Origin of the sequence: Polaromonas sp. (assembly GCF_010365105.1) — a bacterium.
Classification (GTDB): domain Bacteria; phylum Pseudomonadota; class Gammaproteobacteria; order Burkholderiales; family Burkholderiaceae_C; genus Polaromonas.
On the sequence record NZ_JAAFGZ010000010.1, the window covers coordinates 1 to 25,723 of the forward strand.

At 63.5% G+C, this 25,723-nt stretch carries 21 protein-coding genes; 14 read left to right on the plus strand and 7 right to left on the minus strand.

Annotation, left to right across the window (positions count from 1 at the left end; genetic code table 11):
* Window positions 1–172: 172 nt before the first annotated feature.
* The 3 genes from GZ092_RS08650 to GZ092_RS08660 are packed head-to-tail and all read right to left on the minus strand — an operon-like array spanning window position 173 to window position 3,608.
* Window positions 173–1,093 carry an MBL fold metallo-hydrolase gene (locus GZ092_RS08650; protein ID WP_293635992.1) on the minus strand — a complete coding sequence of 307 codons (921 nt, stop codon included), beginning with the start codon at window positions 1,091–1,093 and terminating at the stop codon, window positions 173–175.
* Window positions 1,094–1,117: 24 nt separating this feature from the next.
* Complete coding sequence (locus tag GZ092_RS08655; RefSeq protein ID WP_293635993.1) at window positions 1,118–2,803, minus strand: AMP-binding protein; 1,686 nt, start codon at window positions 2,801–2,803, stop codon at window positions 1,118–1,120.
* Between the two features lie 58 nt (window positions 2,804–2,861).
* Window positions 2,862–3,608, minus strand: a complete 747-nt coding sequence (locus GZ092_RS08660; RefSeq protein ID WP_293635994.1) for a hypothetical protein — start codon at window positions 3,606–3,608, stop codon at window positions 2,862–2,864.
* 77 nt (window positions 3,609–3,685) lie between these two features.
* Here GZ092_RS08660 and GZ092_RS08665 point away from each other — a divergent pair, with 77 nt between their 5' ends.
* From GZ092_RS08665 to GZ092_RS08685, 5 genes are all read left to right on the plus strand, one after another.
* Window positions 3,686–4,198: a hypothetical protein gene (locus GZ092_RS08665; RefSeq protein ID WP_293635995.1), complete on the plus strand. Its 513-nt coding sequence runs from the start codon at window positions 3,686–3,688 to the stop codon at window positions 4,196–4,198.
* Window positions 4,199–4,226: 28 nt separating this feature from the next.
* On the plus strand, window positions 4,227–5,852 hold the full coding sequence (locus GZ092_RS08670) for a GMC family oxidoreductase (RefSeq protein ID WP_293635996.1): 1,626 nt from the start codon (window positions 4,227–4,229) through the stop codon (window positions 5,850–5,852).
* A 366-nt stretch (window positions 5,853–6,218) separates the two neighbouring features.
* Entirely contained in the window at window positions 6,219–6,791 is a 573-nt protein-coding gene (locus tag GZ092_RS21225) for an alpha/beta fold hydrolase (RefSeq protein WP_363254371.1), read from the plus strand.
* Window positions 6,792–7,098: 307 nt separating this feature from the next.
* Entirely contained in the window at window positions 7,099–8,211 is a 1,113-nt protein-coding gene (locus tag GZ092_RS08680; RefSeq protein ID WP_293635998.1) for a response regulator, read from the plus strand.
* The gene (locus tag GZ092_RS08685; protein WP_293635999.1) at window positions 8,208–11,600 is read left to right on the plus strand and encodes a response regulator; all 3,393 of its coding nucleotides are present in this window, start codon (window positions 8,208–8,210) and stop codon (window positions 11,598–11,600) included. The genes GZ092_RS08680 and GZ092_RS08685 overlap by 4 nt, the downstream gene beginning before the upstream one ends.
* On the opposite strand, the gene phhA is transcribed toward GZ092_RS08685, so the two are convergent.
* The 4 genes from phhA to GZ092_RS08705 form a co-directional block, all read right to left on the minus strand.
* Entirely contained in the window at window positions 11,597–12,451 is an 855-nt protein-coding gene (gene phhA, locus GZ092_RS08690; protein WP_293636000.1) for a phenylalanine 4-monooxygenase, read from the minus strand. The two genes, GZ092_RS08685 and phhA, sit on opposite strands and share 4 nt — an antisense overlap.
* 146 nt (window positions 12,452–12,597) lie before the next feature.
* A complete protein-coding gene (gene hppD, locus GZ092_RS08695) occupies window positions 12,598–13,665 on the minus strand; it encodes a 4-hydroxyphenylpyruvate dioxygenase (protein ID WP_293636148.1) in 1,068 nt (355 codons plus the stop codon).
* A 218-nt stretch (window positions 13,666–13,883) separates the two neighbouring features.
* On the minus strand, window positions 13,884–14,867 hold the full coding sequence (locus tag GZ092_RS08700) for a lipase secretion chaperone (protein WP_293636001.1): 984 nt from the start codon (window positions 14,865–14,867) through the stop codon (window positions 13,884–13,886).
* A complete protein-coding gene (locus GZ092_RS08705; RefSeq protein WP_293636149.1) occupies window positions 14,864–15,760 on the minus strand; it encodes a triacylglycerol lipase in 897 nt (298 codons plus the stop codon). The genes GZ092_RS08700 and GZ092_RS08705 overlap by 4 nt, the downstream gene beginning before the upstream one ends.
* A gap of 193 nt (window positions 15,761–15,953) precedes the next feature.
* On the opposite strand from GZ092_RS08705, the gene GZ092_RS08710 reads away from it, so the two are divergent.
* From GZ092_RS08710 to GZ092_RS08750, 9 genes are all read left to right on the plus strand, one after another.
* Window positions 15,954–16,436 carry an Lrp/AsnC family transcriptional regulator gene (locus GZ092_RS08710; protein WP_293636002.1) on the plus strand — a complete coding sequence of 161 codons (483 nt, stop codon included), beginning with the start codon at window positions 15,954–15,956 and terminating at the stop codon, window positions 16,434–16,436.
* A gap of 263 nt (window positions 16,437–16,699) precedes the next feature.
* On the plus strand, window positions 16,700–17,437 hold the full coding sequence (locus GZ092_RS08715; RefSeq protein WP_293636003.1) for a GNAT family N-acetyltransferase: 738 nt from the start codon (window positions 16,700–16,702) through the stop codon (window positions 17,435–17,437).
* A 290-nt stretch (window positions 17,438–17,727) separates the two neighbouring features.
* Window positions 17,728–18,603 carry a transporter associated domain-containing protein gene (locus GZ092_RS08720; RefSeq protein ID WP_293636004.1) on the plus strand — a complete coding sequence of 292 codons (876 nt, stop codon included), beginning with the start codon at window positions 17,728–17,730 and terminating at the stop codon, window positions 18,601–18,603.
* A gap of 166 nt (window positions 18,604–18,769) precedes the next feature.
* Complete coding sequence (gene lnt, locus GZ092_RS08725) at window positions 18,770–20,296, plus strand: apolipoprotein N-acyltransferase (RefSeq protein ID WP_293636150.1); 1,527 nt, start codon at window positions 18,770–18,772, stop codon at window positions 20,294–20,296.
* A 109-nt stretch (window positions 20,297–20,405) separates the two neighbouring features.
* Entirely contained in the window at window positions 20,406–21,341 is a 936-nt protein-coding gene (gene glyQ / locus GZ092_RS08730; RefSeq protein ID WP_293636005.1) for a glycine--tRNA ligase subunit alpha, read from the plus strand.
* 3 nt (window positions 21,342–21,344) lie between these two features.
* Window positions 21,345–23,477: a glycine--tRNA ligase subunit beta gene (gene glyS / locus GZ092_RS08735; protein WP_293636006.1), complete on the plus strand. Its 2,133-nt coding sequence runs from the start codon at window positions 21,345–21,347 to the stop codon at window positions 23,475–23,477.
* Window positions 23,478–23,484: 7 nt separating this feature from the next.
* Window positions 23,485–24,141 (plus strand): hypothetical protein, encoded by a 657-nt coding sequence (locus GZ092_RS08740; RefSeq protein WP_293636007.1) that lies wholly within the window; start codon window positions 23,485–23,487, stop codon window positions 24,139–24,141.
* Entirely contained in the window at window positions 24,138–24,710 is a 573-nt protein-coding gene (gene gmhB / locus GZ092_RS08745) for a D-glycero-beta-D-manno-heptose 1,7-bisphosphate 7-phosphatase (RefSeq protein WP_293636008.1), read from the plus strand. The genes GZ092_RS08740 and gmhB overlap by 4 nt, the downstream gene beginning before the upstream one ends.
* A gap of 136 nt (window positions 24,711–24,846) precedes the next feature.
* Complete coding sequence (locus GZ092_RS08750) at window positions 24,847–25,614, plus strand: lysophospholipid acyltransferase family protein (RefSeq protein WP_293636009.1); 768 nt, start codon at window positions 24,847–24,849, stop codon at window positions 25,612–25,614.
* The last annotated feature ends 109 nt before the right edge of the window (window positions 25,615–25,723 follow it).

A 25,723-nucleotide genomic window follows, 5' to 3' on the forward strand; every position in this document is an offset into this window, starting at 1 on the left:
TCCCATCCCGAACAGGACAGTGAAACGACTCAGCGCCGATGATAGTGCGGATTCCCGTGTGAAAGTAGGTCATCGTCAGGCTCTTATAGCCCCCTGAACCAGCCCGGTTGATCTCACGATTGACCGGGCTTTTTCTTTTGGCTCGCGTTTATTCGCTTGGACAGCGTTGTTCTCATAAATTGACGATGTATTCGCCTTCTTGTCCCGCAACGCCAGTGGTGGTCAGTTCATTGCATAACTGCTCAATCCATTGACGCATCGGTATATCTGCAAAGAAACGCTGCCGGATCTGTTGAAAATAGGGGGTTGCTGCGGCCCATTGTGTAAATTCAGTGTTTGACTGGCGTTGGACCTCAAGCAGCTTGAACTTGAGCAATACCTTTACCGCATGTCGTGCATGCCGTAGCGGACTGGTGGTGAACGCATCCAGGCGCTGGTACGCTTTGGACAGTGTCTCTGGCGTGTAACTGAAAATCCTTCCATGCCCCGGAATGACGGTTTTTGGATTGAGCCGGCCGATCAGGGCCAGCGTAGCGGCAACTTCAGAAAAGGCGTTTTCTCCCTCAAGCTCTGGAAACACCACACCGAAGCCGTTTTCCCATAAAGCGTCTGCTGAAATCAAGACTCGGGTAACAGGCTCAAAAAAGACAACTGAATGCGGATCATGCCCCGGGGCCGCATGAATCTGCCAGTCAACTTTGCCGAATCGGATGTCGGTTCCCGCCTGAAGCGTCTGGTCAAAATTGAATCTTGGACACAACTGGCCGGTCGGTGCATAAGTGAGCGCTACGGCATCCCATTGCGCGACCTGCCGAGCTTGACCCCGCGGAATCCATGTCTCAAGCACTGGGTAGCGCGCCTGCAAGGCGGCATTGCCTCCGCAATGATCACTGTGCAGGTGGGTGTTGACCAGTGCATCCAGCGGGCAACTGCCCAAGACGGCCTCAACCAGTGACAGCGTTTGTTCCGCGTGCGTGCAGTAGCCGCTGTCAACCAGCAGGGTTTTGTCGCCGCCGGTAAACAAAATGTTGTTGCTTGAAAGCCAGCCTCTTTCAAAAACATGCATGCCTTCGGGCAGAACGTGCGCCGCCATCACAAGCCAATCGCTTGACTTGATTCAGGCTTTGTCACGCAATGCCCGTCTGAGGATTTTTCCAACATTGGTCTTGGGGAGTGCATCGCGAAATTCAATGTATTTGGGCCTTTTGTAGCCGGTCAGGTGCTGCTTGCAATAAGCGCTGATGTCGTCTTCCGTCAGCGCCGGAACATTTTTAACCACAAAGACCTTGATGGCCTCGCCTTGCCTCTCATCGGCAATGCCGATCGCTGCACACTCGACAACGCCAGGGCACAGGGAAATGACATTTTCAAGTTCGTTGGGAAAGACATTAAAGCCCGAAACGATGATCATGTCTTTCTTGCGATCAATGATCCTGATGTATCCGTGCTCATTCATGGTGCCGATGTCGCCGGTGCGCATGAAGCCATCAGTGGTAAATGCTTTTTCTGTTTCCAGCGCTTGCCGGTAATAGCCCGTCATGACCTGCGGACCCTTGATGCAGATTTCGCCACCTTGTCCGGGTTCGAGATTGTTCCCTGCGTCATCCTTGATGGCAATCCCGATGCCGGGTAAAGGCAGACCGATGGTGCCTGAAAACTCTTGGCTGTTGACCGGATTGTTGGTACCAATGGCGCAGGTTTCACTCATTCCCCAGCCTTCAATCATGGGGCTACCGGTGGCCTGCAGCCACTGCCGTGCTGTCCCTTCAGACGCCGCCATGCCACCGGCCTGTGAAATGCACAGGCTTGAAAAATCGACGGTTTTGAAGTGCGGATGCTGAAGCAGTGCGTTGAACAGCGTATTGACGGCCGGCAGCATGTGAAAGGGACGTTTTTTCAACACCTCGATGAATTTCCCCACATCGCGGGGATTGGGAATCAGCGTGAGGTGCGCCCCCCAGCGGATGCTCAACAGGCACAGGGTCAGCGCAAAGATGTGGTACAGCGGCAGCGCTGCGATGTTGTTGATCCGGCTGACATCGCCGATACGCCCCAAGGCGGGCGTAAACCAGGCCTCCGCCTGCAGGATGGCTGCCACGATATTGCGGTGCGTGAGCACAGCGCCTTTTGACAGGCCGGTCGTGCCGCCGGTGTATTGCAGGAAAGCGATGGAGTCCAGCGTGCATTGCACCGGTTTGAGCGTGTGCCGCTTGCCTTCGGCCGTCGCACGCGTGAACGGCGTGACCGTCAGCCCGCCGTCAAGGCTGAAGGTGTAGGCAGGCACCATTTTCGCCAGATGCCTGACGGCGAAAGTGATCCACTGGCCATACGCTGCGCCAAGCAGATCGCCCATCGACGCCATGACGACATGCTTGAGCGGCGTGCGCTTGATGACCTCGGTCAGCGTGGCCGCGAAGTTTTCAAGAATGACGATCGCGGTCGCACCGGAGTCCTTGAGCTGATGCTCCAGTTCACGCGCCGTGTAAAGCGGATTGACGTTGACGCAGGTATGGCCGGCGCGCAGGACCGCCACCATGGCGACTGCAAACTGCGGCACGTTGGGCAGCATGATGGCGACCCTTGCGCCAGGCTCCAGGCCAAGCTGCTGCAGCCATGCGCCCAAGGCGGCCGACAGTTGGTCCAGTTCGCGGTAGGACATCCAGCGGTCCATACAGACTGAAAACGGCTTGTCCGCGTGGGTCTTGAAAGATTCTTCCAGCAACTGGTTCAGCGAAGTGAACTGCTCCGGATGGATGTCGTGCGGTACGCCTTCGGGATAACTCTTGAGCCAATGTCGGTCCATAAACACTCCTTGCGGACCATTGTGAAAGCCTGGCTGCCGAAGCTTCAGCGGGCTTGTCCTAATGCGCGCCGTCGGCTGCCAGCAAATGGCTCAATTTAGTCGCGCAGGCGACATCGCCATCGTCGAACAGGGCGCGGATCCATTCGGATTCGCGTTGCTGGACCTGCGCTAGAAATTCTTCTGCGCCATCCATCTGAGCAAAGGCGTCAAAGCCGGTTTCCAGAAACTGCTGAAGCGCGTCCAGGCCTGCGGCGGCGGCCGGGCGGCGCATCATTCTGAGCAGGGTGCGCAGCCCGCGCGTGCGGGTCAGGCGGTCAAGTTCCCGCCCCAGTTGCAGCACCACGTCAAGCTGATGCTGGCGCGCAGCCCGGTCGCCCGACTGGCGCCAGCAACGAACATAGCGGGCAGGCTGGCTATCTTGCGGCGTCACCAGGCTGTCTGCGCGCCAGGCGTGGGCCATCTGGTCGTCCAGCGTTTCCGTCAGCGCATGCACCTCGGCAAGCGCTGCTGCCGTGGCAACGACTGGCTGCGGGAACAGCCTGGCAATGGTGCTGGCAATACGGGCGAACTGATGGTCACGGCTGGCATAGTCGCTGTCGCTGTACAGCTCTTGCAAAAAAAAACGGGCCGCCCTGGCGTAACGCGGGTTATGAAGCAGGTCTGAGTAGGTGGCCTGGAAACGGCGTGCCTGAAAACGCTTGACCTCGGCAACCGCCCTGGCCAGCGCCGGATCGCCGGCATGCTGCTGCCGAAACTGCGCCACGAGCTGCAATGCATCCTGAATGGTTTGTGCCGGAGTCGCCATAGTGGCTGCCAGTGTAGCCAGCAGCTCTAGAGACCGTGCTCTATTGGCACCGGCAGGGGCATGCGAAACTTCCAGCCATGCATAGACGAACATTGCTCAAGCTGGGACTGGCCTCGGCTGCCGCGCTGGCGGTGGCGGGCGGGGCTGCGGGCTGGCTGCTGCAACCCGGCCTGCATCCGGACGGCCGCCTTTCGCCGGCAGGTCAGGGCGTGTTTGCCGCCGTCGGCCGTGCCGTGCTGGACAAGAGCCTGCCAGCGGAAGCGGGCGAACGTCACAAGGCCCTGGCGGGAATGCTGGCACGGATCGACTCGCTGGTGCAGGCGCTGCCGCCGCACGCGCAGGCCGAGCTGTCGCAATTGCTGGCGGTGCTGGCCAGTGCGCCGGGCCGGCTTGCTCTGGCGGGCCTTGGCCAGCCCTGGGAGCAGGCGTCCATCATCGATCTGCAGCTGACGCTCCAGGACATGCGGCTGTCCGGGCTGGCCCTGCGCCAGCAGGCGTATGCGGCCTTGCACGACATTGCGACCGGGGCGTATTTTGCCGATGCCGCGACCTGGCCCCTGCTGGGTTATCCCGGACCGATGAACATCTGACACCCCTTTCCTGAAAAGCACCCCACCCATGAGTTCATTGAACGATCCGATCAAGGACGGACTGCAGCGCGGCTGGAAAGTCCTTGGAGGCGCATTGGGGGCCATTCCAGAAAAAATCGTCTGTGATGTCGCCATCATTGGCAGCGGCGCAGGCGCGGGCATCAGTGCCGAACTGCTCGCCAAGGCCGGGCTTCAGGTGGTGATCGTTGAGGAAGGACCGCTCAAAAGCAGCAGCGACTTCAACCAGCTGGAGTCCGAAGCCTATCCGGCGCTCTACCAGGAAAGTGCGGCGCGCAAGACCGCGGACAAGGCCATCAACATTTTGCAGGGGCGCTGCGTCGGCGGCTCGACGACGGTGAACTGGACGAGTTCCTTTCGAACACCGGCGTCTACGCTGAAGTTCTGGCAGGACCGCTTCAGCCTGGCCGGCTACACCGAAACCGCCCTGGCACCGTATTTTGCGCAGGCCGAGCAGCGACTGAACATCGCGACATGGCAGATGGCACCCAATGAAAACAATGCCTTGCTGGGCCGTGGGGCGCGCAAGCTCGGCATTCACGCGGAGCCCATCGCGCGCAATGTCAAGGGCTGCTGGAACCTGGGCTCCTGCGGGCTGGGCTGCCCGACCAATGCCAAGCAGTCCATGCTGGTCACCACCATTCCGGCAGCGCTGGACCTGGGCGCGCAACTGCTGACCGAAACCCGCGCCGAGCGCTTTGAGCTGGCCAACGGCCGGGTCACCTCGCTGATATGCCGAAATATCAAGTCAAATGGGGCACTTGCGCAGTCTGCATCTACTCATGAAGCTACTAAAATAATAGCAAAACATTATGTGCTGGCCGGTGGCGCCATCAACTCGCCGGCGGTGCTGCTGCGCTCTGGCGCACCCGATCCGCACGGCCGTCTGGGAAGCCGGACCTTTTTGCACCCGGTGGTGATGTCGTCCAGCATCTTTGACCAGAAGGTCGAGGCCTGGAGCGGCGCGCCGCAGTCGATCTACACCGACCATTTCCTGCAGACCCAGCCGATCGATGGCGCCATGGGCTACAAGCTGGAAGCGCCGCCGCTGCATCCTCTGATCTTTGCCTCCACTGTGCCGGGTTTTGGCCAGGGACAGCATGACCTGCTCAGCTCGTTTCCGCACAACCACACCCTGCTGGCGCTGCTGCGCGACGGTTTCCACGACGAAGCGCCTGGCGGCCAGGTCAAGCTGCGCAGCGACGGCTCCGCCGAGCTGGATTACCCGCTGGGCGACTACATCATGCAGGGCGCGCGCCGGGCGCTGCTGTCGATGATGGAAATCCAGTTCGCCGCTGGCGCCCGGCAGGTGCTGCCGCTGCATGAAATGGCCGTTCCCTACACCTCCTGGGCGCAGGCGCGCGAGGCGGTGCTGGCGCTGCCGATGAAGCCGCGCCTGGTGAAGATGGTCAGCGCGCATGTGATGGGCGGCTGTGGCCTGGCTGGCAGCGCGCGCCAGGGCGTGACCCGGCCGGACGGCGTGCACTGGCAGCTGGACAATCTATCGATTCACGACGGTTCGATTTTTCCGACCAGCATAGGCGCCAATCCGCAGTTGTCGGTGTATGGCGCGGTCAACCGGCTGGCGCAGGGCCTGGCCAAAACGCTGACGGGCCGCGACGTGGCGCTGGCCTGAGCAGCGGTCGCGCGCTGCCTGACCGCCTTTATGCTTGCCTCACTGCAACGGCTCATCACCCTGTCGATCATCGCTGCGGCTGCGGGCTGGCTGTGGTTCTTCGGCCGCAGCGCGCCCCTTCTGGCTTTTGCAGGTTTTATGGCAATTACGCTTGCTTACTCTGGGTTTCTTGCTATTGAATTAATACTTTCAAGACAACTGAACAAAAGCGATCCGGTGCCCCAGCCGGGCTGGCGCGAACTGTTCGCAGCCTGGCGGGGCGAAACCGTGACCGCACCCCGGGTTTTTTGCTGGCGACAGCCTTTTCGGTCAAATGCCATCGCAGACCGGCTCGGCCCGCCCGCGCGAGTCCAAGGACGGCGCGGCGTGGTGTTCGTGCACGGGTTTTTCTGCAACCGCGGTCTCTGGACGCCGTGGCTTGAACGCCTGCAGGGCAGTGGCCACGCCTTCATCGCCGTCAATCTGGAGCCGGTCTTCGGCTCGATTGACGACTACGCGCCACAGATCGACGAGGCCGTCCGGCGCGTCACCGAAGCAAGCGGGCTGACTCCGCTCTTGGTCTGCCACAGCATGGGCGGCCTGGCCGCCCGGGCCTGGCTCAAGCTGATGAATGCCGATGCACGCGTGCACCATGTGGTGACGATTGGCACGCCGCACCGGGGCACGTGGCTGGCGCGTTTCGGCCATGGCCTGAATGGCCGCCAGATGCGCCTGCTGTCAGAATGGAACACCGCGCTGGACCATGAAATGCCCGCTGGCCGCCCTGCGCTGTTCACCTGCTGGTATTCGAACTGCGACAACATCGTGTTCCCGGCCACCACCGCCACGCTGCCAGGCGCCCGCAACCGGCTGGTTCGCGGCGCGGCGCATGTGCAGATGGCCTTTGTGCCAGACATCATGCATGCCACGCTGGCCTTGCTGGACCCGGCATTCGCCTGAGTTTCTGCAAGCGCATGGAGTGTCTCGGTCACCCCCGGCACGTCGAAAAACTACACTTTCCGCCTTGGAAAACAATCTAAATTTGTAATGTTTCAAATAAACCTTTGTTTATTTGTGACAATTGACATTAATGAGATAAAAAATTTCTCGGGTTGCCAATTTTCTAAAAAAACAAAAAGATACTTTTGATCATGAGCCAACAGCCGCATGCATTGGAGGTTGTACCGGCACCCTGGGGTTTGGTCGAAAAAGAATTGCCCGGTAGTCGTCATGCACGGTCGGCTGTCAAAAATTAGCGAGAATTGTTATGCCTGTGATCGTGGTGATAGATGATGATGCCGGCACGCGCCTGCTGGTAACCCAGGTCTTGAAGAAGGAAGGCTACCAGGTCCTGGCCGCTGAAGACGGCGCCAAGGGCCTGGCGCTGGTTCGCGAACACAAGCCCGATCTGGTCGTCAGCGACGTGCAGATGCCGCTGATGGATGGCTTCGAAGTGCTCGATCAGGTGCGCAGCGACCCTGTACTCGCGGCGACATCGGTCATATTGCTCACCTCTTTGCAGGACCGCAGCTACATGCGCCTGGGGATGACCACCGGTGCCGACGACTACCTGACCAAGCCGTTTGCACCGCAGGAGCTGCGCGAAGCCGTCAGCGCGCAGCTGCACAAGCGGGACCGTGCCGACGCCATGCGCACCCAGGTGGTGGACAAGGCGGTGCAGCTGGCGCTGGACGAGCAGCGCCACAAGATTGGCGCACTGTACGAAAGCCGCATGGTCAAGGCGCTCAGTGCGCAGTGGCCGGACAGCAGCACGACGTCGAGCAGCGAGAAATTTGCCAGCGCCACGGTGCTGTATGCCGACATGCGCGACTACGGCCTGTGGACGCAGGCGTTGAGCAGCAGCGAACTCAGCGAGATCGTCCAGCTGCTCTACAGCAGCGTCGGCGACACGGTGTATCTGTTCGGCGCGCATTACATGCAGTTCGTCGGCGACGGGATGCTGTGCATTTTTGTCGATGCCGCCGACACCCACTCGGTGAACCACGGGCTGCGGGCGGTCCGCGCCGCGCTGGGGCTGACGAATGCGACCCGGCGCATTGACGCCCATGTGCAAAAAAACCTGGCCGGCCGTGGACTGCCGAAGTTTTCGCTGGGCGTGGCGCTGCACAGCGGTCCGGTGGCCTTTGCCCACCTGGACGGCCTGATCAGCCGCACCGGCCAGACCACGCCGGTCGGCGACACCGTTACGGCGGCGCTCAAGCTGTTCCAGGGCGAGCCGCGCCTGCCCTGGTCGGTGGCTGCCAGCGTGCAGGCCTATCGCCTGGTCACCGGGGCGGTTCGCACCGGTGAACGTGCCCTGGTCCAGTTGCCTGGGCGCAACCAGCCCATGGATGCGCTGGAAATCCTGGGACTTGCATGAATTCAAGCGTGAAGCCACCCCGGACGTTCTCGCTGCGGACGGTGCTGATCGTCAGCCTGCTGCTGTTTTCGCTGCTTCCTGCCGCCACCGTAGGCTGGTTTTTGTACCGAAGCAATGTGCAAAGCGTGCAGCTTCTGTCGGGAAAAATCATCGAAGACATGACAGAACGCATCAAGACCGATGTGGAAAACCATCTGGTGCAGGCCCATGTCGTGCTCAATGGCATGGTTCACGCGCAACCCGATGCGTCGGCCGTGCTGCGCGCGCGCCAGCTGATCGCATCGCCCGAATTGTTCGAACTGTCCGCGTTTGCCATGACGCGCATGACACCCGATGTTCCCCGGATGTACCTGGGAAGCCAGCGCGGGGACTTTTTATCGATTGACACCTTCACCCGGGATGCCGCCACCATGGTGCGCGTGAGCGAGCGCAAGGCGAGCGGCGAGGGCCGACGCTTTTTCATGGCTGCGTCGCCAGGCGACCGCCAGCATGAACTGCCTGCAGAAACCCGCAATTTTGACCCCCGGAACCGGCCCTGGTACCAGGCGGCGATGGAAAACAAGGGGCGGGCCTTCACGCCCATATCGGTTTCTTCGAGCGACCCGCAACTGCGCCTGACGCTGGCGCAGCCCGTCTATGGCGCCGATGGCGGTCCCCTTGGGGTGTTGGCCGTCGACCTTCCGCTCAAGCGCCTGAACCAGATGCTCCAGAGCATGCGGATCAGTTCCCATGGCACGGTGTTCCTGGTGGACGAACAGGGGTTTTCCGTGGCCAGTTCGACCGGCGACGAACTCTTTTCCAGCAACGACGGTCTTTTGCAGCGCTTCAAACCCCTGCAAAGCCGCAACGCCATCATCCGGCAGGCTTACGGCGAAACCGTTTCCAGCCTGGGGAAAACCCTGGAGTCCAGCGTGCAGCGCGTGTCTTTCCTGCGCAGCATTCCCATCCAGGGCGATACCCTGGTGGTGGCCCTGAAACCCTTTGGTGAAAACATTGGCGTGCGCTGGAGTCTGGTGGTGGCAGCCCCCGAAAGCGACTTCACCACTTCGACGCAGGCGGCCCTGAAGGACACGCTGGCCGTGACCGCGCTGATCCTGGCGCTGGGCGCGCTGCTGGCGATTGCGCTGGCCTGGCGGCTGAGCCTGCACTTCCGGCGCCTGGGCGAAGCCACGGCGCTGCTGGCGTGCGACCAGGTGCCGCCCGCCTACCCGGCCAGCCGCATCGACGAAGTGCGTCAGCTGTCCCGGTCACTGCATGACAGCGCCCGGGAGCTCAAGCGCAACCGCTCTGACATCGAGGCACAGACCGTGGCCCTGCACGAGGCCAACGAAACGCTGGAAGACCGGGTGGCCAGCCGCACCGCCGAGCTGAACGCCTCGCGCGACGAAGCATTGGGCGCCGCCCGTGCGAAGGCGGCGTTTCTGGCCGCCATGAGCCATGAAATCCGCACCCCGCTCAACGGCGTGGTCGGCATGACCACGCTGCTGGCCGACACGCCGCTGGACGCCGAGCAGCGCGACTATGTGCACACCATGCGCATTTCCAGCGACCAGCTCTTGGGCGTGATCAACGATGTGCTGGATTTTTCCAAGATCGAATCGGGCAAGCTCGAACTTGAGGACGAGGCGCTCAACCTGCTGGCCACGATTGAGGAAGCCTGCGACATCGGTGCGCCGCGCGCCCGTGAAAAAGGACTGGAACTGCTGGTGGACCTGGGCGACGACTTGCCCGGCTGGGTGCGCGGCGACGTGACGCGACTGCGCCAGGTGCTGCTCAACCTGGTGAACAATGCGGTCAAGTTCACCGACAAGGGGCAGGTGGTGGTCTCGGCCCACATGCTTGAGGACTTCAGTCCGGAGCAGGGCGCGCTGATCGAGTTCCGGATCAAGGACAGCGGCATCGGCATTGCGCCGGATCGTCAGGCCGCGCTGTTCCAGTCCTTCGTCCAGGTCGATGCCAGCACCACCCGAAAATACGGCGGCACCGGGCTGGGCCTGGCGATCTGCAAGCGCCTGGTCAAGCTGATGGGCGGCCAGATCGGACTGGAGTCGGCACCCGGCGAAGGCTCTACCTTCTGGTTCACCGCCCGGCTGGGACACACGGATGCACCCGAAGTCGCCATGCTGTCGGAGCTGCACCTGGTCAGCCTGGCCGGCAAGCAGGTCGCCGTGGTCGACGACACGCCGCTCAACCTGCGCATTCTGGACAAGCAGCTCAGGCGCTGGGGCATGACGCCAATGCTTTTCGAACGTGCCGCCGAAGCGCTGGACTGGCTGGCCGCGCATCCGGTCGATGTGGTCATCAGCGACATGCACATGCCCGAGATGGACGGCTTGAGCTTTGCCCGCCTGTTGCGCGAGCGCACGCCAGCCACGCCCATTGTGTTGCTGACCTCGGGCACCATGCCGACCGGCGAGCCAGCGCGGGTGTTCGATGCGCGACTGCTCAAGCCCTATCGCCAGTCGCAATTGTTTGAGGCGCTTGCGCGTGTCACATCTGCTCCAGCAGCTATTGAAAAAGTAGCAAGGGCCGAGCCGGCCGCATTCCGCGACCAGTTCATTCTGGTGGCCGACGACAACGCCATCAACCTCAAGGTCGCGCTGGCCATGCTGGCCAAACTGGGCTACGAGGCCGCGACTGCCGTCAATGGCCGCGAAGCGGTGGACCAGGTCGATGCGTCCCTGCGCACCGGCCCGGGCGACCCGCCGCGCCAGTACGCCGCGATCCTGATGGATGCCAACATGCCTGTGATGGACGGCTTTGAGGCCGCGCGCCTCATTCTTGCCACGCACGGCACATCGGCGCCGCCGCTCATCGCGCTGACCGCCTCGGTCCTGGAAGAGGACCGCCAGCGCTGTCTGCAGGCCGGCATGGTGGGCTTTTTGCCCAAGCCGCTGCGCATGGACGAGCTGTCCGAGGCGCTGGCGCGTTATGCCCGGCAGCCTGGGCATGAAAATGCTGCAGAAATCATCGCGCCTGACGCCACGTCTGCTGCGCAGCAAGGGCCTGCAGGCCTGGCGCCGGCGTCCGTGCTCATCGACTGGAGCCGGCTGGAGCAGTTCCGGGAGTTTGACGATGAAGACCTCAGCATGACGCGCGAGGTGGTTTTGCTTTTCATCGCAGAGTTGCCCCAGCGCACCGACGACATCCGCAGCGCTCTGGCCGCTTGCGACGGCGCCGTGCTGTCGCAGGCCGCACATGCGCTCAAGGGCGCGGCGTCCAATGTGGGTGCGCAAGCCCTGAGCGATGCCTGCGCGGCGCTGGAGCATTCATGCCTGCAGGGCCAGTGGCCGGCAGATGGAGCCGTTCAAGTCGCCAGGCTGATGGCCTTGGCTGGCAGGTCCAGCGAGTTGCTCGGCGAGTGGCCCGCTGCGCAGGCCGTTGCCTAACCGGCCTGCGAACGCCCTGCATTCAGCGTCTGGTACAGGGGCTTGAAGTCGGGCTGGGTCAGTGCCCGCAGCGTGTCAAAGCTGTCGATCACGAAATACTGCTGCTGGTAGCTGTCGATCTTGTAGCTTGACGCCATGCAGCGCAGCAGGTCGGCCGTGTCACGAAGCGGCGTGCGCCGGGGCTGGTCCGACAGCACGCAGTGGGCCAGCTCGCCGGGGCTGCTCAGCAGCCCCGCACCATAGGCCCGCACCTGGCCGCCGGACTGCTCGTCGCGCATCAGCCCGAACTCGATGGTGTACCAGTACAGGCGCGACAGCATTTCCACGGCGCCGGGCACCGGCTCCGGCCCGTGTTCCAGCGCATGCGCTTTCAGCGCGCCTTCGCCGTACGCCTGGATATGGTCGGCATAGCGCTGCTCGAACAGCAGCGGCACATGACCGAACAGGTCGTGGAACAGGTCCGGCTCGACGATGTAGTCAAACTCGGCCGGCGTACGGATCCAGTCGGTCACCGGAAACTTGCGCGCCGCCAGCAGGCTGAAGAAGGGCACCTCGGGAATCAGCCCCGGCACGCCGACCAGCTGCCAGCCGGTCGCCGGGAACAGGCGCGCGTTGATGTCCTCGAAGCGCGGAATCGCGTCGCTGGCGCCCAGGTGCGGCAGCGCGTCAATGAAGGCGCTGCAGGCCAGCCCCGGCAGCAGCGCCGACTGCCGCGTATACAGGCGGCGGTAGGTGTCGTGGTGCTCGTCGGTGTAGGCGGAATGGTCCTGCGCGCAGGTGTAGTCGCTGCCGGCGCGGCTGTAATCACCTCGCGGCGGCCGGCTGGAGTCCCCGTAGGAGGTGGCCCCCACGCTCACCACTTCGTGTGGTTCGCTGCCCCCCGAGGGGGCCGCTGCGCCTGCAGTCCGGCAAAGCCGGTCCTGCGGCCCCGACTGGTCTGGAGCAGGCACTTTTGCAGCCCCCGCGCTCTTCGCTGCGCGTGCTTCGCCGCCCGACATCACGCTTTTTCCAGCACGCCGCGGCGCATCTGGTCGAGCTCGATGCTTTCGAACAGCGCCTTGAAGTTGCCCTCGCCAAAGCCCTGGTTGCCCTTGCGCTGGATAAATTCGAAAAAGATCGGTCCGAGCTGGTTCTCGCTGAAGATCTGCAGCAGCAGGTCGCCCGGCTTGCCGTCCACCAGGATGTTGCGCGCCTGTAGCGCCGCCACATCCTCGCCATGGCCGGGAATGCGCGCATCGAGCAGCTCGTAGTAGGTGTCACCGGTGCTCAGGAGCTTCATGCCGGCGAACTGCAGCGCATCCACCGTCGCCGGCAGATCGTCCGAGCCCAGCGCGATGTGCTGGATGCCTTCGCCCTGGTAGCTGTCCAGGTACTCCTGGATCTGGCCGGCTTTTTCGTTGCCTTCCTCGTTGATCGGAATGCGGATCTTGCCGCAGGGGCTGGTCATGGCCTTGCTTTTCACGCCGGTGGACTGGCCTTCGATGTCGAAGTAGCGCACCTCGCGGAAGTTGAACAGCCGCTCGTAAAAGCCCGCCCATTCGGCCATGCGGCCCCGGTGCACGTTGTGCGTCAGGTGGTCGATGTAGGTCAGGCCGTGGCCGGCCGGGTTCAGCTCGGCCCCGGGCAGGGGCTCGAAGTCCACGTCGTAAAAGCCGATGTTGCCGATGGCCCCCGGCTGCGCGCCGTTCTTGCCGCGCCAGCGGTCGATAAAATAGATGATCGAGTCGCCAATGCCCTTGATCGCCGGAATGTTCAACTCGCCCGGCGCCGAGGTCGGCGCATAGCCCCAGGCGCCCAGTGAAATGGCGCGCTCGTAGGCCGCCTTGGCATCGTGCACCCGGAAGGCGATGGCGCACACGCTGGGGCCGTGCTGGCGCGCAAAGCGCTGGGCAAACGAATCAGGCTCCGCATTCAGGATGAAGTTGATGCCGCCCTGGCGGTACAGCAGCACATTTTTGTGCCGGTGCCGGGCAATTGCCTTGAAGCCCATGCGCTCGAACACCTCGCCCATGGCCTTCGGGTCGGGCGCGGCATATTCGATGAATTCGAAGCCGTCGGTGCCCATCGGGTTGTCGTGCAGCGCCGGGATGGCTTCGCCAGCGCCGGGGGCTGGGGCCAAAGTGGTTTCCAGTGAATTCATGGGTGTCTCCAGTAGGTAAAAGCCAGGCAGATGATGCAATGCTGTTTACTGTAAGAGGGATGGCGCTCAGTTTTTCGGTTTCTTCAGGTGCTTGGGAAGCCCGGTGTGCAGGATTCATGCGCCTGACTGCGCATTGCCGCTGGTTAGCGCTTTTCCGGCGTTGCCGCCTGGGGCTGCTGCCTGAGCGCCAGGGCGGCGTCAAGGCGCAGTTGTTCCTCGGTTGAAAACAGCTTCTGGCCCAGCTGCTCCAGCTGCGCCGGACTGGCGTTGACGTTTTTGGCACTGGCATAGTCGTCCAGCCGCGCCTGCCAGTGCTTTTCCTCGCGGTCGAGTCGTGCCAGCTGGTTCGCCGCCGCGTCGCCATACTGGGCGCGCCGCTGGGCATGGCGCTCCTGCGGGCTGACACCCTGGCTGTCAAAGGCGGCGGTCTGCGCGGCCACTCCTTCGTGCGCCAGCGCACCGGCGCGGGTAGCGCGCTGCGTATCGCTCAATTCGCTCTCGGCCTGATGCACTGCCGCCTGTTGCTGGGTCGCTGTGAGCGCGCTGTTGCGCTCTATCTCCAGGCGCGCCAGCGTGAAGCGGTCCAGTGCTTCCTCGCTGGCAAACAGCGCCGTGTATTCGCTGCTGTCGAAATGTTGTTCACGCAGCCGCTGGCGCGCCTCCAGCGCCGTGCGCAAGGCGCGTGGGTCATTCGGGTCGGCCGGCGCCTTCACGTCGCCCAGCGCCACCCGGTAATCTACATACCGGTTCAGCAGCGCAAGGGCGCGTTCCCGGTCAGCCGCCAGGAACTGGTGCAGCACCAACGCTGCCAGCTGCTGCTTCAGGGCCGCAGGCGAGTCTGATTCGCCGGCCTCCAGCAGCAGGGCTTCGAGCTTGAAACGCAGGTCATCCGTCAGGAAGGCATCGACCTGTGGATCGGCCGTGCCCGGTTGCCGCTGGCCTGGCAGCAGCGGCCGGCCTGTCTGACTGGCCGAGGACGCGCCAGCGGCGCTGCTGGCGGCCAGGACCGCCTGCGTCGGCAACGGGCGCAATGCCGGGGTGCTGCTGTCGTCAGGCGCCAGCCACCAGCTCACGCCCAGCAAGGCCGCCAGCGTCGCTGCCAGGGCAGCCGCGCGCGGATGCTTCACAGGTTGGCCAGCTTGAGCCGGTTGGCATGCTGGCGGTACAGCGTGACCGGATCGGCTGAGAACCAGTCGCGCAGGCCGACCACCTGGTTGACTTCGTCCAGGTGGTTCTGCCGGTAGTCGCCCAGGTGCTTGCCCAGGCGCGACGAGCAGGCTGACACCAGGCCGTCACTGGCCTGGCCAAAGGTCAGGCTCATGATGCCCAGCGCGCCGTCGCTCACATCGAGCACATTGGTCACCGGCTGCGTGCCGGTCCAGGAGTAGTAGCGCACGCCGTTGACCAGTTCGGCACCGCTGCCGCAGTCGCTGGGCAGCGCCTGGGGAAAGCGCTGGTTGAACTTGAGCGAGCCGGCCGTGGTCAGCGAGTTCAGCGCGGCAATCGGCATTTGGGAAAGGCCGGTAGCCCCCGATCCCAGGTTGATCAGCGCGACAAACGCCTTGGCGGCATTGTTGACGACGGTTTCGGACAGCGTGCCGGCCGGCACGGTGCCGCGCAGGATGTCGGCCACGCGCGAGCCCTTGTTGACGCCGCCTATCGAGGTGACCGACGCCACCAGCCCAGGCGCCACGCCGGCCACGTAGCGGATGGTCGGGCCGCCGTGCGAATGGCCGACCAGGTTGACCTTGGCCGCGCCGGTGATCGCCATGATGTTCTTGACCTGCGCCAGCAGTTGCTCGCCGCGCACTTCGGTGCTGTTGGCGGCAGAAACCTGCGCAACGAAAACCCGGGCGCCACCTTGTTGCAGGGCCGAGGGAATGCCATAGAAATAGTCCACGCCCAGGAACGAGTCAAAACCGAACAGTCCATGCACCAGCACGATGGGGTAGCGCGTCTGCGTGTAGCCGGTCTGCGCCTGGGCCGTCGCCCCCGCCAGCGACAGGCCGATGGCCAGCATCAAACCCACAAGGCGCGCAACGGCGCGAAGGCGGCGAACAAGGTAGCGGTACATGAAGTCTCCTTTTATAAAAACGAACGAACGTGCTTTTTTCCAGGAGAGAGTTTTTCAATAATTGTGAAAAACTGCCATCAGGAGTTACCCGCGAGGAGTAAATACCCTAAGCAAACGCCGCCGGCGCTACCATGGCGCCATGAGCGATCAGCACACCCTCGACAAGCTGGACAAGGCCATCCTGCGACGCCTGCAGGAAAACGGCCGGGAAACCTATGACCAGCTGGCCGGCCAGGTCGGCCTGTCGCCCAGTGCGGTATTGCGGCGGGTGAAGAGGCTGGAGGAAACCAGCGTGATCGACCGCTACGTGGCGCTGGTCAAGCCCGAATCGGTCGGGCTGGGGCTGACGGCCTACATCACGGTGCGGCTTGAAAAGCACCTGGAGGGCCACAAGCGCAGCCCGATGGACCTGTTTCGCGCCAGCGTGCAGACCTGGCCCGAGGTGGTCGAATGCGCGGCGCTGACCGGCGAGATGGACTATCTGCTGCGCGTGCTGGTGGCTGACATGGCGCACTACAGCCGCTTCATCATGGACACGCTGCTCAGGCACGCCAGCGTGCAGGACTGCAAGACCAGCTTCGTTCTGGACCGGGTGAAGTGCACCACTGCCGTTCCCCTGTGACGCGATGCACGGGATGGTCGGACGCATCAGGCCCGCGCTTGCCCTGCCCGCCAGCGCGACCAAATGGCGTTGCTGCACTGCAACATTTTTGCGTCGGTAGTATTACCTAGCACGGGCGCAAAGTTGCTATTTTATTTATAGCTTAAAGTGCTTGCAGGCATTGCGCAAAAGCCTGATTTTTTGCTGAATCAGGACGAGCCCGACGCTGTAGGGCTTTACGCTGTTGAAGTCAGGTTCCTAGGGATAACCCTTATATTTGGGCCATGGTTCATCCAGGCTCACTTTTAAAAGCTTCCTTCATGGCAAGCATGGCGTTTTTCCGCTCGCCAGGGCAGGGTGGTGCGCCCCGCCTCCCGGCAGCCGACGCTGTGCGGTCTGTCGTCGTTCCGATCCGCTCCATCGGCCCCAGCCACACCGGGCGCATCTCCGCGCACCTGCTGGCGCTTGAGCCCCGGGACCGCTATCTGCGCTTTGGCTATTCGGCCAACGACGAGCAGATCCGGCGCTATGTTGCCGGGCTCAATTTCGAGCGCGACGAGATCTTCGGGATATACAACCGCAAGCTTGAACTGATCGCCATGGCGCACCTGGCCTTTTCCACCGATCCCGAACTCCAGAGTTGCGCCGAATTTGGCGTTTCCGTGCTGGCCCATGCGCGCGGCCGGGGTTATGGCGCGCGCCTGTTTGACCGGGCCGCGATGCACTCGCGCAACGAAGGCGTGCAGATGATGTTCATCCATGCACTGAGCGAAAACACCGCCATGCTCAATATCGCCCGCAAGGCCGGCGCCACGGTCGAGCGCGACGGATCGGAAACCGAGGCTTACCTCAAGCTTCTGCCCGCCGACATGGACTCGCGCATGAGCGAAATGCTCGACGAGCAGATCGCGCAAACCGACTACCGGCTCAAGGTGCAGGCCAGGCAGTTCTGGAATTTTCTGGCGACGCTGCAGGAAATCAGGCAGGGCGTTCGCGACAGCCGCGATCGCATAAGGAAGTAGAACCCCCACGGTCGCCCACTGCGTGTGGCTCCCTGCCCCCCGAGGGGGCCGCTGCGCCTGCAGTCCGGCCAAGCCGGTCCTGCGGCCCCTGCTGGTTTTGGGCGGGAGCATTCGCGCTCACTGCCTCGTGCGGTTCGCCGCCTCTGTGAACGGTGCTGCGCTTATGGTCCGGCGTGGTGCTTCGCGGGCTGTTCCGCTGTTTCAATCGCGGGCTTGAGTTACCCAAACTTGCGGGCGGTCAAAAAATTTCGGCTATCCTAGACCGCTTCTCCACTACCGACCGCCCTTACGTGTCCGATGTTCCTCCCAGTCGGTCTTCCAAGACTGAAGACAAACGCGGCTTTTTGCAAAAGCTTGCGGAAATGCTCCACCCCGGTCCTGACTCAAGAGACGAGCTGATTGAAACGCTGGTGGAAGCCCAGGGCAACGATGTCATTGGCCAGCAAAGCCGTGAAATGCTCGAAGGCGTGATCCGCATGGCCGACATGACGGCCGGCGATGTGATGGTGGCCGCGCCACGCATGGACCTGGTGAATATTGATGCGCCGTTCGACGAACTGCTGCACCTCATCATCGACACCGCGCATTCGCGTTTTCCGGTCTACGAGGACGAAAAGGAAAACATCATCGGCATCCTGATGGCCAAGGATTTGCTGAAACTGCAGCGCGCGCCCGAACTCAACATCCGTGCATTGTTGCGCCCGGCAGTGTTCGTGCCCGAAAGCAAGGGTCTGAACGAGCTGCTACGCGAATTTCGTGTCAACCACAACCACCTGGCCGTCGTCATCGACGAGTTTGGCCGCGTCGCCGGCCTGATCACCATCGAGGATGTGCTGGAGCAGATCGTCGGCGAGATCGAGGATGAATTCGACATCGAAGAGGACGCCGGCGACATCTTTGCCCTGACCGACCACACCTACCGCGTGAGCGGCGACACGGCGGTCGAGCGGGTCAATGAGTCGTTCGAGGTGCTGCTGCCGGAAACCGACTTTGAGACCATCGGCGGCCTGGTCGCGCACGAAATGGGCCATGTCCCCAAGCGCGGCGAGCATTACGCGCTGGCCGGCCTGCAGTTCACCGTGCTGCACACCAAGGGCGGCGCGGTGCGCTGGTTCAAGGTGTCGCCAGCGGCCGCCACGGCCGTCCCGGCAAACGACGCGCCGTGAACCGGTTGATGGGCACCCTGCCCGGGCCATCGGGCGCATGAGGTCTTCAGCGGCGGTGCGTTTCGGCGCGCCAGGCACGCGGCGCATCGGCCAGCCGACCAGCGACCGGCTGGCATGGCTTCAGCTGGTCATCGTCCTGGCCGCCGGCATTTTTCATGCCGCGAGCATGGCCTGGCCTTTTCCCTTCGGCGCGTCCGTGCTCGGCCTGGTTCCGGGCCAGCCCGTGGGGTGGCTGCAGTTGCTGGCGCTGGCGCTGCTGGCAGGGCAGCTCGATGGCGCCAAAAACTGGCGACGAGGCGCCTGGCTGGGCGGCCTGTTCGCCGTCGCCATGCAGTGCGCGACCTACTGGTGGCTGTTCATTTCGCTGCATGTGTACGGCGGACTGGCCGCGCCGCTGACGGTGCTGGCGATTGTGCTGCTGGCCGCCTTCCTGGGGCTTTACTATGCTGCCGCTTCTGCATTGTTTGTGGCTTTTGCGCCCGTCCAGACTGCATGGCGTGCTCTGTTTTTTGCAGCTATGTGGCTGCTGGCCGAACTGGCACGGGTCAAGTTCTTCACCGGCTTTCCGTGGGGCGAGGGCGGTTATGCCCATGTGGACGGCTGGGCCAGGCCGCTGGCCGCATGGGTCGGCGTGCATGGCCTGACCTTTATGGCGGCGTCGGTCGCCGCCTGGCTGGCGTTCAGCCTGCTGGCGCCCCGGACCCGCTGGCGCTCGGCGCTGGCCGGCGTGCTGGCCAGCGCCGCCATCGCCTGGCTGCCAGTCTTCAATGTCGGCGATGTCGAGCCCGACCCGGCGCTGATCAGGCCGATGTCGGTCACGCTGCTGCAGGGAAACATTCCGCAGGACGAAAAATTCGTCAGCGGCACTGGCGTGGCCACCGCGCTGCGCTGGTATGGCGAGCAACTGCAGAACGCTACCGGCGCGCTGGTGGTTGCGCCCGAGACGGCGCTGCCGCTGCTGCCGCAGCAATTGCCCGACGGCTACTGGCAGGCGCTGCAGGCGCGCTTTGCCAGCGGCGACCAGGCCGCACTGATCGGCCTGCCGCTGGGCGACTTCAACACCGGCTATTCCAATTCGGTGCTGGGGTTCAAGCCCGTGCCCGCTGGCCAGCCGGTCCCACTGGAGCCGCTCGCACTTTACCGCTACGACAAGCACCACCTGGTGCCTTTCGGCGAGGTCATTCCGCCCGGTTTCCACTGGTTCATCCGCCTGATGAGCATTCCGCTGGGCGACTTCAACCGCGGCGCGGTCGGCCAGCCGTCGTTTGCCTGGCAAGGCCAGCGGCTGGCGCCGAATATCTGCTATGAAGATCTGTTTGGCGAGGAACTGGCCGCGCGCTTTGTCGATGGGCGCCAAGCGCCGACGATTTTTGTCAATATCAGCAACATCGGCTGGTTCGGCAACACCGTGGCCATTGACCAGCATTTGCAGATTTCGCGCATGCGCGCGCTGGAGTTTGGCCGGCCCATGATCCGCTCCACCAACACCGGCGCCACCGTCATCATCAACCGTCGGGGCGAGGTCACGCATGCCCTGCCGCGCCATACCCGGGGCGCGCTGAGTGGCGACGTGCAGGGCCGCAGCGGCATCACCCCCTATGCCTGGTGGGCCGGGCGTTTCGGGCTCTGGCCGCTGTGGGCACTGGGCCTGGCCGCGCTCGGGCTGGCGCTGGTTTCCAGGCGTCGGGGCTGAACCGTGGCCGCGTAAAATGAATGCCTGTGCGATGCCGCCCCTGGCGTTGCCAACTCCCTGATTTCCCGGTGCCGTGACGCTGCACCCGCCCTAGACAAGAACAACTCCTATGCTTACCTTTCAGCAAATCATCCTGAAGCTGCAGTCCTACTGGGCCGACCAGGGTTGCGCACTTTTACAGCCCTATGACATGGAAGTCGGCGCCGGGACTTCGCATACTGCTACGTTTTTAAGAGCGCTTGGCCCTGAGCCGTGGAAGGCGGCCTATGTGCAGCCCAGCCGCCGGCCAAAAGACGGCCGCTATGGCGAAAACCCGAACCGCCTGCAGCATTACTACCAGTACCAGGTGGTACTCAAGCCGGCGCCATCAAACATCCTGGAGCTGTACCTCGGTTCGCTTGAAGCGCTGGGGTTCGACCTGAAGCAAAACGACATCCGCTTTGTCGAGGACGACTGGGAAAACCCGACGCTGGGCGCCTGGGGCCTGGGCTGGGAAGTCTGGCTCAACGGCATGGAAGTGACCCAGTTCACCTATTTCCAGCAGGTCGGCGGCATCGACTGCAAGCCGGCCACCGGCGAGATCACCTACGGACTGGAGCGCCTGGCGATGTATCTGCAGGGCGTGGACAACGTCTACAACCTGACCTGGACCGAAGGGCTGACCTACGGCGACGTGTACAAGCAAAACGAGGTCGAGCAATCGACCTACAACTTCGAGCATTCCGACACCGATTTCCTGTTCACCGCCTTCACCGCGCATGAAAAGCAGGCCAAATACCTGATCGAGCAGCAGCTCGCACTGCCAGCCTACGAGCAGGTGCTCAAGGCCGCGCACAGCTTCAACCTGCTCGACGCACGCGGCGCCATCAGCGTGACCGAGCGCGCCGCCTACATGGGCCGTATCCGCAATGTCTCGCGCCTGGTGGCGCAGAGTTATCTTGAAAGCCGCGAACGCCTGGGTTTCCCGATGGCACCGCGCGAATGGGTAGAGCAGATGGCAAAAACAACAACATCCACGGCCACGACCAAGAAGAAGGGTGCCTGAACCATGACCACCCAAAACCTTCTGGTCGAATTGTTTGTCGAAGAATTGCCGCCCAAGGCTTTGAAAAAGCTGGGCGATGCCTTTGCCGGCGTGCTGGCCGAGCAGCTCCGCGCGCTGGGCCTGGCCAGCGCCGAATCGGTCGTCACGGCATATGCCTCGCCGCGCCGGCTGGCCGCGCACATCAGCCGGGTCTGGCGCAAGGCCGAGGACAGGGCGGTGCGGCAAAAGCTGATGCCGGTGTCTGTCGGGCTCGATAGCGCCGGCCACGCCACGCCCGCATTGCTCAAAAGGCTTCAAGCGCTGGGTGCTGACGTGTCCGATCCGGTAGCCGCCGTCGCCGCGCTGCAACGCGCACCTGACGGCAAGGCCGAAGCGCTGTTCTACGACAGCCTGGCAACGGGCGCCACGCTCGACACCGGCCTGCAAAAGGCGCTGGAAGAAGCGATTGCCAAGCTGCCGATTCCCAAGGTCATGAGCTATCAGCTGGAAACCGACTGCGAACTGCCCGGCTGGACCAGCGTGAACTTCGTGCGTCCGGCGCACGGGCTGGTCGCGCTGCATGGCAGCACCGTGGTGCCGGTCAAGGTGCTGGGGCTGAAGGCGGGCAACTTCACCCACGGCCACCGCTTTGAAGCGGCCGTGGACCCGGTGGTCTTGCCGGACGCCGACAGCTACGCCGTCACGCTGGAAATCGACGGCGCCGTCATCGCCAGTTTTTCTGCCCGCAAGACCGAGATTGCCCGCCAGCTGGCCGAAGCGGCCACGGAAGTTGGTGGTGGCGTCATGCCGATTGACGACGATGCGTTGCTTGACGAAGTGACAGCGCTGGTCGAGCGGCCCAACGTGCTGGTCTGCGCGTTTGAAAAAGAATTCCTGGACGTGCCGCAGGAGTGTTTGATCCTGACGATGAAGGCCAACCAGAAATACTTTCCGCTGCTCGATACCGATGGCAAGCTGACGAACCAGTTTCTCGTCGTCAGCAACATCTCGCCTGACGATGCGAGTGCCGTGATTGGCGGTAACGAGCGCGTGGTACGCCCGCGCCTGGCCGATGCCAAGTTTTTCTTTGACCAGGACCGCAAGAAAACGCTGGCGTCGCGCGTGGCCGGGCTGGACAAGGTGGTCTATCACAACAAGCTGGGCTCGCAAGGCGAGCGCGTCGAGCGCGTCCGGGCGATTGCCAGCGCCATTGGCCGGCAACTCGGCGGCGAGGCGCTGGCGCAGCAGGCCGATCAGGCCGCGCAACTGGCCAAGAGCGACCTGGTCACTGACATGGTCGGCGAATTCCCGGAACTGCAGGGCACCATGGGCCGCTACTACGCGCTCAACGATGGCCTGGACGCCGAGGTGGCCGACGCGATTGAAGACCATTACAAACCGCGCTTTGCTGGCGATGAACTGCCGCGCAACCCTGTGGGCGTGGTCGTCGCGCTGGCCGACAAGCTCGAAACGCTGGTCGGCATGTTCGGCATAGGCAATTTGCCCACGGGCGACAAGGACCCGTTTGCGCTGCGCCGCCATGCGCTGGGCGTGATCCGGATGCTGGTCGAAAAAGACCTGCCGCTGGATGTGACGGCGCTGGCACGAGATGCCGCCGCCGTTTTTGGCGACAGGATCACCGCCGCAACGCCTGCCCTGACCGACTTCATCTACGACCGCCTGGCCGGCTCCCTGCGCGAGCAGGGCTTCAGCGCGCAGGAGGTCGATTCGGTGGTGTCGCAAAAGCCGCAACGTCTGGGCGACGTGGCCAGGCGCCTGTCCGCCGTGCGCGCCTTTGTCGGCTTGCCCGAAGCCCCCGCGCTGGCCGCCGCCAACAAGCGCATCGGCAACATCCTGAAAAAAGCCCAGGAAGTGGACGCGCATGTCAGCGAGTTGCTGCTGAAAGAGCCCGCCGAGATTGCCCTGTATGCGGCAATGAAGGACATCGTTCCTGCTGCCAACGCGCAGTTCGACGCCGGCGACTACACCGCGTCGCTGCAGACGCTGGCCGCCCTGCGCGCGCCGGTCGATGCCTTCTTCGACGGCGTGATGGTCAATGCTGAGGAACTCGACCTGCGGCTGAACCGCCAGGGCCTGCTCAAAAGCCTGCACGACGCCATGAACCGGGTGGCCGACCTGTCGCGTCTGGCGGTTTGAGGCGGCCATGCCTTCGACCGATTCCCTGAACCGCAGCGCACCGAATCCCGCCGGAAACGGCTGGACTTCGCAGCGCACCGCCTGGCTGATCTTTGGTCCGCCCGCGTTCATGGTTGCGGTGCGCTGGCTGCTGCAACTGGTGGACGACCGCCAGAACACCGTGCCGGCGCTGCCGCTGGTGCCGGTGTCCACCACGGCCGGCGCGCTGGACCTGCTCTGGCCGTTCGCCCTGGCGCTGGCTTTGCTAATCGCGGCGGGGCTGATCATTTACCGGCTGGGCTGGCGGCGTGTCATGCCGGTGATCGGCGCTGTTTGGCTGCTGCTTTGGCTTCTCGGCAGCGGCGCGTTGCTGCAGCGCCACTTGAACTGCCAGGGACTGGTCTTGCAGGGCATGACCGCCGCAGCGCCCGTGCCGGTGAAGGCGCGGGTGGTGACCGCCCTGTTCAAGCCGGCCAGCCTGCGCAGCCTGGGCGGCACCGAACTGGTGCTGAAGATTGACGACCTGGATATTCCAAACCGGCTGCTGCTGGACGATGCTGGCGCCGCATCGCTCAAACCCGGCGACACGCTGGCGCTGCAGCTCGCTCCCGGCCGCTTCAACGGCCTGTTCGTCACCGGCTGGCAGGCTGTGCCGGCCGTTTCCCCCTTGGTGAAAGCCCCATGAAACTCGTCATCCTTGACCGCGACGGCACCATCAACAGCGACAGCGACGACTTCGTCAAGACGCCCGACGAGTGGCTGCCGCTGCCCGGCGCGCTTGAAGCAATTGCCCGGCTCAACCATGCCGGCTGGCATGTGGTGATTGCCTCCAACCAGTCGGGGCTGGGGCGCGGGCTGTTTGACGTGGTGTCGCTCAATGCCATGCATGCCAAGATGCAAAAGCTGCTCGCCGTGCAGGGCGGGCGCATCGATGCGGTGTTTTTCTGCCCGCACACCGCCGACGAAAACTGCCACTGCCGCAAGCCCCGGTCCGGGCTGTTCGAGCAGATCGGCATGCGTTTTGGCGTTCCGCTCAAGGGCGTCCCGACCGTGGGCGATTCCGTGCGCGATGTGCAGGCCGGCGCGGCGGTTGGCTGCGAGCCGCACCTGGTGCTCACCGGCAAGTCGGAAAAATACCGGGGCCTGGCGCCGCCCGAAGGCCTGCCGCCGGGCACGCTGGTGCACCAGGACCTGTCGGCGTTTGCCGATTTCATCCTGGCGCGCAGTGCGCAGTCAGAAGCTGCTGCCCGATGAAGATATGAAAATGATAGCTGCCTGCGCCCGTCCTGTATGCGTAAACGGGCTAAAAAACCCTGAGTCCTGCTTTTAAAGCACGCCTGCAGCGCATCAGGCTCGACACGATACCTACTTAACCGCCGGAAGCCCCGCCATGCCCCTGATTCGCTCCCTCCTGCACATGCTGTGGCTGATCCTGACCGTCATTCCCTGGGCGCTGTTTGTCGTCATTGCCTCGCTGTTCGTCAACAGCACGACGATGTACTGGATGTGCGCGCGCTGGCTGAAGCTGGCGGTGGACAGCGGCACCGTCATCCTGGGCATCCAGAACCGGATCACCGGCATGGAAAACCTGCCGACCGGCGAGAAAAGCGCCGCCGTGCTGCTGTGCAAGCACCAGTCCACCTGGGAAACGCTGACCATGCCGGCGATCATGCCGCACCCGCTGGCCTATGTGTTCAAGAAGGAACTGCTCTACATCCCGTTTTTCGGTTGGGCCATGGCGCGCATGGACATGATCCACATCGACCGCAGCCAGCGCACGCAGGCCTTCAGCAAGGTCGTGGCGCAGGGCAAGCGCCTGATGGCGCAGGGCACCTGGGTGATCATGTTCCCCGAGGGCACGCGCATCAACCGGGGGCAAAAAGGCGTCTATAAATCGGGCGGCACCCGACTGGCCATCGAGACCGGCGCGCCGGTGATACCGATTGCCGTGACCTCGGCCAAATGCTGGCCGCGCAAGGCCTTCATCAAGAAGCCGGGCATCGTCGATATTTCCATCGGCAAGCCGATTCCCAGCGCCGGCCGCAAGCCCGACGAACTGATGCGCGAAGTCGAAGCCTGGATCGAGGCGGAAATGCGCCGGCTCGACCCTGAAGCCTATGCCGGCCGCGACGCCGCAGCCGCCAGGCCGCGTTCCTGAAGGAGGCCTGGGTGGCTGGTCCGTCACGTCAACCCGCCGCCAAGGCGCGCAGGCTTGTCCAGTTGGCGCTGGACTTTTTCGCTCCCGAGCCCGACCTGGCTATTGGCGC